Origin of the sequence: Anabaena sp. PCC 7938, assembly GCF_049315035.1 — a bacterium.
Classification (GTDB): Bacteria; Cyanobacteriota; Cyanobacteriia; order Cyanobacteriales; family Nostocaceae; genus Anabaena; species Anabaena cylindrica.
Genome location: NZ_CP186034.1, coordinates 2,863,323 through 2,876,531, shown reverse-complemented (window position 1 = coordinate 2,876,531; position 13,209 = coordinate 2,863,323). Strand labels below are relative to the sequence as shown.

At 38.1% G+C, this 13,209-nt stretch carries 13 protein-coding genes; 3 read left to right on the top strand and 10 right to left on the bottom strand.

All coding sequences use genetic code 11. The annotated features are described in order from the left end of the window. Positions 1-35 precede the first annotated feature (35 nt). The 8 genes from ACOWPH_RS13110 to rpsB form a co-directional block, all read right to left on the bottom strand. On the bottom strand, positions 36-737 hold the full coding sequence (locus tag ACOWPH_RS13110; RefSeq protein ID WP_015215824.1) for a DUF4276 family protein: 702 nt from the start codon (positions 735-737) through the stop codon (positions 36-38). After that, entirely contained in the window at positions 737-1,843 is a 1,107-nt protein-coding gene (locus ACOWPH_RS13105) for an AAA family ATPase (RefSeq protein ID WP_015215823.1), read from the bottom strand. Before ACOWPH_RS13105 ends, ACOWPH_RS13110 begins: the two co-directional genes overlap by 1 nt. A 101-nt stretch (positions 1,844-1,944) precedes the next feature. Further along, a complete protein-coding gene (locus ACOWPH_RS13100; RefSeq protein WP_015215822.1) occupies positions 1,945-2,574 on the bottom strand; it encodes a Uma2 family endonuclease in 630 nt (209 codons plus the stop codon). 258 nt (positions 2,575-2,832) lie between these two features. Continuing rightward, positions 2,833-5,298 carry an ATP-dependent DNA helicase RecG gene (gene recG, locus ACOWPH_RS13095; RefSeq protein WP_015215821.1) on the bottom strand — a complete coding sequence of 822 codons (2,466 nt, stop codon included), beginning with the start codon at positions 5,296-5,298 and terminating at the stop codon, positions 2,833-2,835. Positions 5,299-5,361: 63 nt separating this feature from the next. Further along, positions 5,362-6,186, bottom strand: coding sequence for a hypothetical protein (locus tag ACOWPH_RS13090; RefSeq protein WP_015215820.1), 825 nt, complete (start codon positions 6,184-6,186; stop codon positions 5,362-5,364). A 165-nt stretch (positions 6,187-6,351) separates the two neighbouring features. Further along, positions 6,352-7,296 (bottom strand): translation elongation factor Ts, encoded by a 945-nt coding sequence (gene tsf, locus ACOWPH_RS13085; protein ID WP_015215819.1) that lies wholly within the window; start codon positions 7,294-7,296, stop codon positions 6,352-6,354. 249 nt (positions 7,297-7,545) lie between these two features. Then, positions 7,546-7,737 (bottom strand): zinc ribbon domain-containing protein, encoded by a 192-nt coding sequence (locus ACOWPH_RS13080; RefSeq protein WP_042465183.1) that lies wholly within the window; start codon positions 7,735-7,737, stop codon positions 7,546-7,548. 330 nt (positions 7,738-8,067) lie between these two features. Beyond that, positions 8,068-8,862 carry a 30S ribosomal protein S2 gene (gene rpsB / locus ACOWPH_RS13075; protein WP_015215818.1) on the bottom strand — a complete coding sequence of 265 codons (795 nt, stop codon included), beginning with the start codon at positions 8,860-8,862 and terminating at the stop codon, positions 8,068-8,070. 262 nt (positions 8,863-9,124) lie between these two features. Between rpsB and ACOWPH_RS13070 the strand changes: the two genes are divergently transcribed. Next, positions 9,125-9,370: a hypothetical protein gene (locus ACOWPH_RS13070; RefSeq protein ID WP_015215817.1), complete on the top strand. Its 246-nt coding sequence runs from the start codon at positions 9,125-9,127 to the stop codon at positions 9,368-9,370. Further along, the gene (locus tag ACOWPH_RS13065) at positions 9,360-9,722 is read left to right on the top strand and encodes a type II toxin-antitoxin system RelE family toxin (protein WP_015215816.1); all 363 of its coding nucleotides are present in this window, start codon (positions 9,360-9,362) and stop codon (positions 9,720-9,722) included. Before ACOWPH_RS13070 ends, ACOWPH_RS13065 begins: the two co-directional genes overlap by 11 nt. A 150-nt stretch (positions 9,723-9,872) precedes the next feature. Here ACOWPH_RS13065 and ACOWPH_RS13060 read toward each other — a convergent pair whose 3' ends face one another. Continuing rightward, on the bottom strand, positions 9,873-10,130 hold the full coding sequence (locus ACOWPH_RS13060; RefSeq protein WP_042465181.1) for a hypothetical protein: 258 nt from the start codon (positions 10,128-10,130) through the stop codon (positions 9,873-9,875). A 426-nt stretch (positions 10,131-10,556) separates the two neighbouring features. On the opposite strand from ACOWPH_RS13060, the gene ACOWPH_RS13055 reads away from it, so the two are divergent. Then, positions 10,557-11,024 carry a DUF29 domain-containing protein gene (locus tag ACOWPH_RS13055; protein WP_015215815.1) on the top strand — a complete coding sequence of 156 codons (468 nt, stop codon included), beginning with the start codon at positions 10,557-10,559 and terminating at the stop codon, positions 11,022-11,024. Between the two features lie 46 nt (positions 11,025-11,070). On the opposite strand, the gene ACOWPH_RS13050 is transcribed toward ACOWPH_RS13055, so the two are convergent. Then, positions 11,071-12,036: a glycosyltransferase family 2 protein gene (locus tag ACOWPH_RS13050; RefSeq protein WP_015215814.1), complete on the bottom strand. Its 966-nt coding sequence runs from the start codon at positions 12,034-12,036 to the stop codon at positions 11,071-11,073. Positions 12,037-13,209: the final 1,173 nt, after the last annotated feature.

Genomic DNA, 13,209 nt, shown 5'->3' with positions numbered 1-13,209 from the left:
GATTGGTTATAGGAATATTAAAACAATAATTTTAATCAATTAACTATTCTGACTTCTTCGTTTAATGATTCGAGTCGTGATAGCCATGAATTAAAGTGAGGACACTTACTCCTAATTGTTTCCAGTCCAATCAATTCAGCTAATTGTGAACCATCAGCGACCTTTGCTTTTTCATAAGCAGGAAACTGGTCAATAATACGTTTACTAGGGGCTGTTTCCATCCCGTCATTAATTAACTCAGGTGTCTCATATTGTTCTGCAATGGCCTTGAGAATCGCAACCTGATCTGAGCAGTTATCATAAAGAAACTCAAAACAAGTTGGATTAGAAAACAGGTAAGCCTCGTATTCGTGCAATTGAATGTAGGGTATAAATCGCCGATCACCGATGTCCTCAATGAAGCTTTTTTCTAAAAAATCTAACCGTTGTGCGGGATTTTGGCGAAATTTTTCAGACTCATTTAATCCTGGAAATTCAGGAGCGATTGCATATAAATCAATCATCGTTGTAAAGAACACATTAGAGCCTTTCTCTTGTTTGAGAAAACGCAAAATGTCGTCCTTCATTGGCTCGTATTTTCGACCACCACCACGATGAGCCTTACCTTTTTTTCTTGCATGAGCTATCAGTATAATCTTGTCTAGAAAAATATCGTATTGAGCAAGGTGTTGTTTTAGTATATTATCAGCAAATGTCTGCTCAGTTTGTCCTTCAGCAAATAAATAGAGGCGTATCATTAGTGTGGACCTCCACTAATGATATTTTTCTCCCAAATTTCTCCCAAACTATATTCTTCTAACCAAGTTTCTAATTCTTCAGGATTTAATCGCTTAAATTGCGACTCCTTACCCACTCTATCTACCACAATTACATCTTCAGGATTAAAGTTATCTAAAAAAGAAGTAGATTGAGTGCTGATGAGAATTTGTGTATGATAGGAAGCTTTGCCAAACATTGCGGCTACAATATTCAAAGCATAAGGATGTAAACCCAGTTCCGGTTCATCAACAATAATTAGTTTTGGAAGTTCTTTGTCCGGCTGTAAAAGCAACGTGGCAAGGCATATAGCACGCAACGTACCGTCCGAAAATTGGTGTGAACCAAAAACTTGATCTGACCCTTTTTCCCGCCAGTTGAGAATAACGTTATTCGCTCTTGGTTCAAGATCAAAATCATCAAAAAATGGAGCAATCAAACGAATTGTTTTGACAATACGCTGATAGGCTATATTATGATCTGCGCGGAATCTAAGAAGTAATGCGGCTAGATTTCCAGCATCAGGCATGAGCGAATGATTATCGCCAACATAACAGGATTGACGAACTGCTGCTGTAGAAGATGTATCATGAAAATGGTACACACGGCATCGGTTAAGCAAAAATTTTATCACCTGAGACGTTTGCATACCTCTCTCCGATGCTTCGTTGATTTTTGTCTCCTGATGTCCTGCACCTAATGAGTCCTCTGTTGGAAACAATGCCTCGTTTTTCCAACTAATTATATCTTCTAAGGTCAATGTCTCTTCGGCAAAAATCAGCGTATCCCCTGCTGCATGAAACAAACGCAGATTATATGTATAGTTTCCATCAAGAAACTCAAATTCTAATTGTGCTTCTATTTGCGGTGTTATCTTGGGTCCAAAATGTAACAGAGATTGAGCGTAACCGGATATGCCAATATATTGTTGCAATCTTCCGGCCATCATCTCATTTAACATCTTAAAAAACGAAATAAGATTACTTTTACCTGCTCCGTTAGCTCCAATCAAGATGTTTAAAGGACGCAATTCAATATCCATTGTTTTAATGGACTTGAAACCGTTGATGATTAATCGTTGTAGCATGGTTAAGAATATTATTTATGCAAAATTTTTCTATATAACATCTATGTTTAGCTATTATACCGATATTTATTATACAAACGAGCAATTGTAATAAGATTGTCTTAAAATTTAATCCGGCGATAAATTTCATTCATAGAAAGTTCTACATTTAAACTATGCAGAAAAACTGACTTTTCAATCTGATCATAAACTTGCAATTGCCAAAGATTATTATTTTGCTCTTCCTGTTTATAATAATGCTCAATATAAGGTTCAGTTTGACTAACAAGCACATATTCACAAAAGCTAGAAAGAGAGCGATATTTTCTGAATTTATCCCCTCTATCATAACCTTCAGTAGAAGGAGAAAGAACTTCAATAATTAGTAAATGATTGAGAATTTCATCAGTACGATTGCCGTTAAATTCGGGTTCACCATTAATTACAAGAACATCTGCATAAGTTCCATGATTAAAATTAGGAATCCAAACCCGCAAATCACTATTGTAAAAGCGAAAATCACTATCTCTGAGTAAAAAACCCAAATAAATTAATATATTACTAGCGATGCCTGCGGCGAGCGAAGCTATCGCACTATGAACTTCTGAACCTCCAGGCATAGCAATAATCTCTCCATTGCGGTATTCGTGGCGCTCTGTGGCGGTTTCCTCCATTGCTCTATACTCATCTGGAGTAAATTCAGTTTTTGTCACCTCTGGGGCATTTGGCGGGTTGGTTTGAGCAATAACCATGCGATCGCACCTCCTAGAATGATTAGACCTGAGACGATTATCACCTGAATACAGACAATTAACCCAAGTGACAAGCGATCGCTAGTAGTTTGTCAAGAACTAATTGACGAATAAAAAAATCTTCCTTCTTCCTTTGCTACGCAACGCTAACGCGAACGCGCTCTTTGCGTCCTATCCCTACGGGACACTACGTGAACGCGGTTCATTTCTTCTTTATCAGACTACTAGTACTAAAAAAAGCCAACAAAACAAGTATTATTACGTTAAAATCGCTCCACCCATTAACCGCGCATACCTATACTTCAACTCATCCTTCATTAACGGCCAACGCTCTAAATCAACATCCATATCAATTACTTTCTCTGCTGCTTGTCGCGCTAACAGCAAAACTTCCTCATCTTCTACTAAACTAGCTAAAGTAAAATCTGCTACACCTGATTGACGCGTTCCCATTACTTCTCCAGGCCCCCGAAAACGCATATCCATTTCCGAGATAAAAAACCCATCTTGGGACTGTTCCAACACCTTCAACCGTTGTTGAGCATCAGGACTTCTGGAACTACTCATTAATAAACAATAAGATTGTGCTGCACCTCGTCCAACACGTCCCCGTAATTGATGCAACTGTGATAAACCAAATCTTTCCGCGTGTTCAATGAGCATCACTGTGGCATTTGGCACGTCTACACCCACTTCAACCACAGTGGTAGAAACTAAAATTTGCGTTTCATTATCGCGGAATTTGGTAATAGCTTCGTCTTTTTCTGCTGAAGTCATACGACCATGTAAAAGCCCCACTTGAAAGTCAGGAAAAATGCTTTCTTGTAACTTTTGATGTTCATCAACTGCTGAACGCAAATCTAATTTTTCTGATTCTTCTACCAAGGGTAAAACTACATATATTTGTCTACCTTGGGCAACTTCTCGACGCATCAAATCATAAGCTTGTGGTCGTTGTTGACCACTTAACATTGTGGTTTTAATTTGTTGTCTTCCCGGTGGTAACTCATCAATTTGACTAACATCTAAATCCCCATGTACTGTTAAGGCCAAAGTCCGGGGAATGGGAGTCGCCGTCATGGTTAATACGTGGGGTTGTTCGCCTTTTTGCTGTAATTTCGCTCGTTGTTCTACACCAAAACGATGCTGTTCATCAATTACAACTAAACCCAAACGTTGAAAGTTAACTTTATCTTGAATTAAGGCATGAGTTCCAACTAACAAAGGTAATTCACCTGTTTCTAATTGAGAGTGAATTTCTCGCCTTTTAGCTATTTTTGTCGAACCTGTTAATAATTCAACTGGCAAATGTAGCAAGTTAAACCAACTAACTAATTTGCGATAATGTTGTTCTGCTAATACTTCAGTGGGAGCCATCAAAGCCGCTTGATAACCTGATTGAATTGCTGCCACAATAGCCACAACTGCAACCACTGTTTTACCTGAACCGACATCACCCTGAACTAACCGATTCATGGGTGTCGATTTTTGCAAGTCGTTGAGAATATCGTTGATAACTCTTTGTTGTGCGCCGGTGAGTTGAAAAGGAAGAATTTTGTGGAAATTTTCTAATAGTTGTCCTTTGGGGGCAAGAATGGCGCTGGTTTGGATTTCTTTGGCTTTTTTCTGACGTTGTAATAAGCCTAATTGGAGGTAGAAAAATTCATCAAATACTAGACGGCGACGAGCTATTTTTAAGGTATCGCTATCTTCAGGGAAATGAATATTTGCGATCGCATCTTTCAATTCCATCAAACCATATTTTTGCCGCAAACCACTGGGTAAGGGGTCTTTCAAATTCACCGTCGCAGGTAAGGCCGTAATTACCGCTTGACGTACCGTATTCGCTACCACTCCCTCAGTTAAAGCATAAATAGGAACAACCCTGCCAATAGTCAGCGAATCAATCGCATCTCCAGGATTTGCTAAAACTTCTAGTTCTGGGTTATCCAGCGTTACACCATATTTACCAGCTTTTACCAACCCACAAGCTGCCAGCACACTACCCACAGCATAACGGCGTTTTAAAGTTTCCTGCCAAGCACGACTACTAAAACGCGCCCCAGCATAAAAGCGCCCAACTTTAATTTGCCCTGTATTATCTTTGAGGATCAATTCTAAAATTGATAATTTCTTATTTTTAGGGCTAGTAAAACAATTACAACGCTTCACAGTCGCTATTATCGTTACGGTTTCACCCCCCTGTAATTCTTGAATATTTACTTGCCGCGCATAATCAATATGATCACGGGGATAATAAAACAGCAATTCACGCACAGTATATAAATCCAAACGCGCCAAATTTTCAGCTTTTCTCAGTCCAATTTCTGGCAATTCGCTGAGTTTTTGGTCAATTTTTGGTGCTAATCCCCGACTGACTTCGGCCACAATTGGGGTTGTAGGATTGAGGGTTTTGTTTGGATATGTTTTCTCCTGTTCCCCCTCTTCTAGTTCTTGCTGTAATTGGTAGAGGTATCTTCTGACTTCTGCGACTAAGTGCTGTCTGACTTGTACACCCCAAGTTGGATATTCAGCAAATTGCATGGCCATTTGATGCCAGCGCGATCGCTCTTTTGGTGGTAAAGCTTGGGGAAATTTCCCAAAAGTCAAACTGAGAAATTCACTGAAGCGGTATTGCTTACCCACCAAATCCGTAAAACCATGTTCGGCCTCTACTGCCAAGGCTTTATGCAATCTTATCCAATCGGGTATGTCATTGGTCATTAGTCACATTGAAGTTAATTGCAATTGATTCCTATCCACACTCAGTACTCGGTACTCGGTACTCTATTCAAACCAACTAGCACGCCATGCAGCCTCAGCTTCAGAAATTTTGAGTTCCCGTTGCTTTTTTTGATACTCTCGCCCCGCTTTATTTAGCTGTACTAAAATATTACGAATTTGTTTGCGCCCTGACAACAGTGTAGTATCAGCAAATTCAATTTCTCCTAGTCGCAAGTTAATAGTTATCAGCTGCGTCACACTAGAATCATCTGGTTCTTCCTCATTACCTATTTCAATTACTAAATTTAATAGGTTGGGTGGACCAGGTATAACTTCAGCAGATGCTTCTGATGCTGCCGCAGCGGCAGCTAAAATCGGTTCTGGTAGTTTTTTGGGTAAAATTCCAGCCTTTTGAATCAAAAAGTTAGCATCATGGGAGACTTTTTTCAGTGTATCCTGAATGGCTTCCTCTATATCCTCATGCCATTGAACCAGTTCTATCGGGTTAGAAGGGTCTAAGTATTTTGGATTTTCGATTTCGGATTTTGGATTTTCGTCAACTTCCTCTGTTTCTTCAGATTCCTCTAATTCTTCAACTTCAGATTCTTCAGCTTTAAGATAATCGAGTAGCTGCATAGCTGCTTTTTGACCCAATTTGCGGATGCCTTGTTGCAATTGTTGCCGCTGATTTAGGGACAGTTGGAGAAAGTTGTCAGAATATCCCTGGGTGCAAAGGTGATAAGCAGCTAAAATTAACTGTTTTTGTAAAGCTGCCCCCAAAATAGTTAAATAACTAACATAACTGCTATGGAGTTCTGTTGCGATCGCTCTAATCGCCTCTTTTAGCATCGTCATATCTTGTTCTATTCGCTCAATTGCTCTGGCCATATCTTCTCGTTATTTTCCATTTTCTAACAAATTCACAAACACAGGATTTGAGGTTTTCTACTACCTCTAGTGTACTGAATTCCAATAAAATACAGGCCAGCAAAGCTTGCTAGACCTGTATTTTCAGTAGTTATTAGGCAAATAAACAACTAACTAATGACTAAGTTACTTAGCACCCATTTGAGCCGCTACTTCGTCAGCAAAGCTAATTTCTTGCTTATCAATGCCTTCACCTAAAACATAGCGGACAAAGCGATTGATTTTAATCTCTTCACCTACTTTAGACTTAACTTGCTTCACCAATTCTTCCACCGAGATAGCTTGGTCACGGATGTAAGGTTGATCTAGCAAAGTGATTTCTTTCAGGCGTTTGTCAATCCGTCCTTGAACAATCTTTTCTTTGATATTCTCTGGTTTGTTACCCAAGTCATCCTTGCCCATTTCGATGTCTTTTTCTTTTTGGACAAATTCGGCAGGGATTTGTTCTATGGTGACATACTCAACATTAGGACAAGCCGCAACTTGCATTGCCGCATTTTTAGCCAAGTTTTGGAAATCTTCATTACCAGCCGCTGATTCAGTTTGGGCGTTCAGTTCCAGCAACACCCCAACTCGGCCTCCAGTGTGAATGTAGCTGTCTACTACTCCGGGTGTGGCTGCTGATAGGGCAAAATTGACAAAGCGCCGTACTTGGATATTTTCACCCAAGGTAGCCATTGTTTCTTTAATGAATTCGTCAACGCTAACGCTGGATTTTTCCAAATAGGGTTGAGCCAGCAAGGACTCCACACTATCAGCAGTTGCTGCTTGTTGTGCCAGGTTCTTAACTAAAGATTTAAAAGCATCGTTACGGGCAACAAAGTCTGTTTGGCAGTTGACTTCTATAAGAACACCAACCTGACCACCGGACTGAATGTAGGTGTCTACTAGACCTTCAGCAGCAATGCGATCGCTTTTTTTACCCGCTGACGCAATACCTTTTTTACGCAGCCAGTCTACGGCTTCTTCTATATTGCCTTCAGTTTCTTTCAAAGCTTTTTTGCAGTCCATCATGCCAGCACCGGTTTTTTGGCGTAGCTCTTGGACGAGTTTTGCAGATATTTCCGCCATGTTGCCTCAATTCCTAACTTGACCTTGAGTTGTATTTGTTGCTATGTAAAACCTAGATAAATCTAGACTTTACTTCTTACTTTAACGGGAGCCTAGCATGGAAGCGGTTATCCCACCCTGCGGTAAGCAAGCTACAGTAAGCTTTTACGCCTTAGCTAGACGCGATCGCCTAGCGTGAAGATGTAGGAGTGATAAGGTTAATTACTGAAAAAAACCTTATCTATCTCAAAACCGCAGTTTTCACGGCAGTCAGTCCTTTGGAATCAAGAAAGTTTTTCTTGCTTGTATCCACAATTGAGAACGAGTTTTACTAGAGGGATACCATCTATCGGCAATTATTATTTCACTACCAAACTTTTTAGCTTCATATTCTAACTGATGTTTAAACTCATTAAATCCACAGTCAGCTATTACTTTAGCTAGTTTCTCATTTTTTAGCATCCCAGCAACGTTTCCATCTTCTACTACTATTTTGGCGTAGTTTTTTACATAAGTAAAAAAGAGGAGAAACGTAGATTCACGATGACGCTGACTCTAAACAGATATTTTGTGGCTAGAAAAAAAGCAGATAAAGTTGAAAGCTAATAGCTGGAGTGATGTAATTGAGGGTATGCCAAGAGAAGATCAAGAGTAGTCAATGTTTTTATAAAGTTATTGACTAGCTTTATCTAGTTTATCGCTCGCTAGTAAATATTTTATGACAATTTAAAGGATCAAAGACGAATTATGAAGGATGAAATCAATTTTTTTAGTTTTCATCCTTCCATTGGCTTATTCTTCCTCTTCTTCGTCGGGAATTACTGCGTCAGTGTATTCACTTTCGTCATAGTCGTAATCTCCCTCAGCGCCTTCATAATCGTCGTAATCGCCTTCCGCTTCTAGCTGACCGTGACGACCTTCATAGATAGCATCTGCTAATTTACCGACAATCAACTTAATTGATCTAATCGCATCATCATTAGCTGGGATAGGAATGTCTACTACATCTGGGTCACAGTTTGTATCCAACATAGACACAATAGGAATACCCAATTTTTCGCATTCTTGAACTGCGTTATACTCCCGTCGTTGGTCAACAATGATCACAACATCAGGTACTTTCCGCATATTTTTAATCCCACCCAAGTACTTTTGCAGCTTGGTCATTTCCCGACGCAGCATTGAAGCTTCTTTCTTGGGTAATAAATCTAGTGCGCCATTTTCTTCTCGACGTTCTAGATCTTTGAGCCTGTCTGCTCTGGTTTTGATTGTCGCCCAGTTGGTGAGCATTCCACCTAACCAACGTTGGTTAATGTAGTGAGAACCGCAACGAGCAGCTTCTTGAGCAATAATTCCTGCTGCTTGGCGCTTTGTACCCACAAACAGGAATTTCTTCCCTTGCTCAGACTGCGATCGCATATAGTTGTAGGCATTATCCATCAACTGGGCAGTTTGTACCAAGTCAATGATATGTACACCATTGCGAGAAGTGTAGATGTAGGGAGACATCTTTGGGTTCCAACGTCGTGTTTGGTGTCCAAAGTGAACCCCCGACTCCATCATTTGAGCCAATGAAACAACAGGCATTTTTGTAACTCCTATTCGGGTTAAACCTCCATCCAGGAGCATTTCCATAACAGAAACACCCGAATCCCCGGATGTGCGGAATTTTTAATTAACTTTACTAGGGTAGCACAATCGTGGCGTATGTTGAAGGGATGCCTTGAATTTTATATTGTATCTACACAATCAACAGTAAATAGAAATGCAAAAAGCAGCGATTTGATTAAGGTTTTTAATATTTATTTATCTTGCTATAATTTTACTCACACCTATTTGAGGTCAAGTAATGAAAGCTTTTGAAGTCATGGGAAAAGTTAATGAAAAAGGTCAATTATTACTAGATAAACCTTTAGAAATTCATACGTCTAGTCTAGTCAGAGTAATTATCCTTGTATTAGATGAAACTGAATTTGATCCTGATGATACTCCCATTGTGGAAATTAAAGCAAGTTTAAAAACAGCATTACAAGAAGCAAAAGCAGGAAAAAGAATACCTTTAGAAAAAATGTGGGAAGGAATTGATGCAGAATGATTCTTTCTTAATTAAGATTGATTTAACTCCTGAATATCAGAGAAATTTAAAATCTTTAGCTAAAAAATACCGGAAGATTCGTTCTGATACCCAGTCTTTCATTACAGAATTGCAAAAAGTCCATTTATTAGGAGATAGGTTAACTGGTTTTGATGAAGATGTTTATATTTATAAAGCTAGAGTCAAAAATAGTAATATTCAAAAAGGTAAAAGTGCTGGTTATCGGGTAATTTATTTACTGGAATCTGAAACCAGCATTTTATTGTTAACAATTTACAGTAAATCTGAACAAGAAGATATTACTGATCATGATATTAATTCTATTTTAGACGAATTTTATAAAGATGAATAAAAAAAAGCCGATGATATAAAGATAATAAATGTTGGGTTTCGTCACCTCAACCCAACCTACTTACTTAATTGAGATTTATAATTGAGCTTGACAGACCACTAGATATTTTTTGCTATTATTTTGATATAAATAATTTACCTTGAAAAATAATCAAATGTCTAATTCTATTTGATTCGCTTGCACTTCTCTTTGTTTTTTAGCACTTTTAACAACTTCAAAACTTAAACGAATATTTAACCTTTGGTTGTTTTCAATAATATCTTCAACAGTTACAATCTGAATTGTATCGCAACTGTGACTCATATATTTACTCTGATAAAAGCCAGCAGGTTTTGCTGTTTTCAGCATATCTTTAGTAGGATTTTCTAAAGTTATGAATATAGCTATACTAGCATTTTCTAGCGTCATTATTCCTAGTAAATCTCGTATATCTCCCGATTTGACTTTACCAGATTTTACTTGAAACTATATCCAGAGATGAGATAAAACAGTCTTTATCATTGTCATCATTGGATGTAATTAACGGCTTACAGTCATTAACCAGAAGATATTTATTAACCAAATTAAAAAGTGATGAAAAATTATTTAATCTTTCACCTGTGTTTAAAGCATATTTAAAACTTATGCTCTAAAATATTAAATATACAGCAGATTCCTTTGTTATAAGGTACATTATAGCCCCCTCATCGCTTGCGGTGAACCAGCGCTGTAGGCGGGTTTCCCACCGTAGGCGACTGGTGAATCCGAAGGAGGAGGGGGTTGGGGGTGGGGTTCTTGTACCTCATGACACTGGGAAATGCTGTAAACACACAATTCAATGAGTGGAACTAAAAGATGTCTAACACGCTGTACAATCGTGATTTGCAATTATGGATTGAGCAAACGATTCAGCAATTACAGAATCGTGAATTTGTATCGCTGGATATTGAGCATTTGATTGAGGAGTTAGTTGATTTGGGTAAATCAGAGAAGAATGCGCTTAGAAGCAATCTCAAAATCTTGTTAGCTCACTTACTCAAGTTAAAGATTCAGCATGATGTACCCGATTCAATGAACGCAAGTTGGTACAGTTCAATTGTAGAACATCGTCAGCGAGTTCTCGATAATTTGGCAGATACCCCATCTCTTAAAATTTTCTTAGTGGAAGCAGTAGAAAAAGCCTATCCCGATGCTCGTAAACTAGCAATTAAAGAAGGTAAACTTGCTAAATTTGGAGTTCGTGTACCAGCAGAAAGTGAATATCCTCTAATGTGTCCTTTTTCGATTGAGCAAATTTTGGATGAGGATTTCTACGGGTTATAGAGGTTAATTAATAGATTTGCTCCTTTGCGTCTGGAGCGTGAGAAAATCATTTACCCTGCATTTCAGCATAAGCAGCATAAACACCCTTCACGTTATACCAATTCAAGAAAATACGCGCAATTTCCAAAGCCAACTGAGGTTTACCCAAATCAATCAACCATTGCAGAAACGGAGCCATAGTCCTTTCATTTAACACCCCATTTAAAGAAAGAATCCCCCACAACAAACGATGAAACCAAGTCATTTGAATCATCATTTTCACTTCCCACGTAGGATGTTTTTGATAAAATAAAACTCCCATGCGTCCGCGCTGAATTTCCTGATCAATTAACTTAGGAATTTGCTGTAAACTAAATGGTGGATGCCAATGATAACCAACAGCTTCAGGACATTTAACTAGTTGCAAACCTAAGTTTTTCAACCTTACCCCTAATTCCAAATCTTCCCACCCATAAAGTTGAAAGCCAGTATCAAATAAACCTGCTTCTTCTAACCAATGTTTAGGAATTGCTACATTACCTGTAGCGAAAAAAGCGGCAGAAAAATCTGTAATTTTATAAGGTTCTGCGGTGGGGTTATCAAAATTGCAAGTGTTAATTACTGCACCATAGGTAAAAAAGCTGTCGTTTCCTAATTTCTCTCTTCCCTGCACCAAAGCATCTGCATGAGCTTGTAGGAAATTAGATAAAACCACTAAATCGCTATCAATAAAGATAATTGTATCTCCCAGTGCTTTCTCTACCCCCAAATTACGAGCAGCAGCAGGCCCAGCGTGGTTTTGTTGAAAACATCGTACATGAGGAAATTCTTCTTTGTGTGCTGCTAACCATTCTAAAGTGCCATCAGTAGAACCATCATCTACTAAGACAATTTCATAACTAATGATAGAACTTGATGTACTCAAATCTTGCACCTCTAAAGCGCGGAGGCACTTTTCTAAAATAGGCAGACGATTGTAAGTTGGTATAACAACGCTGAAAAACACAATTTCACCCACAACAAAATTATCCATTTCCAGGATAGGACAACAGAGTACTTTTCACTGTTCCTGATCTAAATTTGGTGATAGGGAGCAGGGGGATTTGGAATAAAATAGTATGAAATCCTCTGGTTTCAAATGTAACTGAAATTAGGATTTACGCAAAAAACTGCTCAATCTCCTATTTATACCTATCGCGTCAGTTGCTACAACGGAGAAAACTCTCGCCAAGCACTGACTTCTCTGTGTCCTCTATGGATATTTTTCCCGTGACTTTTACGTAAGTCTTGTATCAGAAAGCAAATACACAAAATTCATGAAAATTTTAAACTTATGGTAATTCCCAAGTTCATGAAATACACCCCACCCGCGCTATCGCACTTACCAAGGGGAGGGTTGGGAAGGGGTAATTTTGTATATCACGCTTAGTGGGAAACGCTATAACTATAGAGTCAAATTTATTTTCATTAATTTTAAGTTGCTGATAAATGATAACGTTAAAATTTTCGCTAAAGCATCGAAGTAGAGATAGATTTTTTGGGAGAATTAATTTACAGTCAGATATAACTAAATGCAAGCTTCTATAAATTATTGAAAATTATTTTTATTAGCAATACTTCTTAAGTAAGAAACTCAGATTGAAAAAATTACTAATAGGATGTTTGAACAGTCGGAGAAGGTAACATTTTGTCATTCTGTTTGCGAAGCGTTTCTGTAGAATGCCGTAGGCTCTAGAATCTAGGTTTTCATCTGCATACAGAGATATTTCACTTTGCTGCGCTGCCTATGGCTAAGACTTCCGTCAGGGATACAACGTGACATAGAAAAACCCTTTTAAAACGTTCTCTAAAGTTGTGTTAGAGATATTTTGTATAATTGTTATACAGTAAAATATACGTATATTAGAAATAATATGTTGAATGACAAACGCTATTTTAACTGAAAAAATACTGATTAATAAATTAGAATTAATCAATATATAACCTGATATTAATGCTTGCTACTTAAATTTGAGATGGAATTGATAATTCTTGCGTGTGTGAGCATTAATATCAATTTTAACCTGTTATTAACCAAGGCTCACTATCAATTTTAACCTGTTATTAACTAAAGGTTCGTGGCTGTTAAAAGTCAAGAAAATATCAGCAAAATTTCTGTAAATCTGTAGAGTTTTTCTTTACTAGACTGATCTTGCTAGTGAGAAAT

What these genes read in the sequence shown, in the direction of transcription:
- ACOWPH_RS13110 (WP_015215824.1), bottom strand. Translation starts at nt 737, where the DNA reads ATGATACGCCTCTATTTATTTGCTGAAGGACAAACTGAGCAGACATTT.
- ACOWPH_RS13105 (WP_015215823.1), bottom strand. Translation starts at nt 1,843, where the DNA reads ATGCTACAACGATTAATCATCAACGGTTTCAAGTCCATTAAAACAATG.
- ACOWPH_RS13100 (WP_015215822.1), bottom strand. Translation starts at nt 2,574, where the DNA reads ATGGTTATTGCTCAAACCAACCCGCCAAATGCCCCAGAGGTGACAAAA.
- recG (WP_015215821.1), bottom strand. Translation starts at nt 5,298, where the DNA reads ATGACCAATGACATACCCGATTGGATAAGATTGCATAAAGCCTTGGCA.
- ACOWPH_RS13090 (WP_015215820.1), bottom strand. Translation starts at nt 6,186, where the DNA reads ATGGCCAGAGCAATTGAGCGAATAGAACAAGATATGACGATGCTAAAA.
- tsf (WP_015215819.1), bottom strand. Translation starts at nt 7,296, where the DNA reads ATGGCGGAAATATCTGCAAAACTCGTCCAAGAGCTACGCCAAAAAACC.
- ACOWPH_RS13080 (WP_042465183.1), bottom strand. Translation starts at nt 7,737, where the DNA reads ATGCTAAAAAATGAGAAACTAGCTAAAGTAATAGCTGACTGTGGATTT.
- rpsB (WP_015215818.1), bottom strand. Translation starts at nt 8,862, where the DNA reads ATGCCTGTTGTTTCATTGGCTCAAATGATGGAGTCGGGGGTTCACTTT.
- ACOWPH_RS13070 (WP_015215817.1), top strand. Translation starts at nt 9,125, where the DNA reads ATGAAAGCTTTTGAAGTCATGGGAAAAGTTAATGAAAAAGGTCAATTA.
- ACOWPH_RS13065 (WP_015215816.1), top strand. Translation starts at nt 9,360, where the DNA reads ATGCAGAATGATTCTTTCTTAATTAAGATTGATTTAACTCCTGAATAT.
- ACOWPH_RS13060 (WP_042465181.1), bottom strand. Translation starts at nt 10,130, where the DNA reads ATGACGCTAGAAAATGCTAGTATAGCTATATTCATAACTTTAGAAAAT.
- ACOWPH_RS13055 (WP_015215815.1), top strand. Translation starts at nt 10,557, where the DNA reads ATGTCTAACACGCTGTACAATCGTGATTTGCAATTATGGATTGAGCAA.
- ACOWPH_RS13050 (WP_015215814.1), bottom strand. Translation starts at nt 12,036, where the DNA reads ATGGATAATTTTGTTGTGGGTGAAATTGTGTTTTTCAGCGTTGTTATA.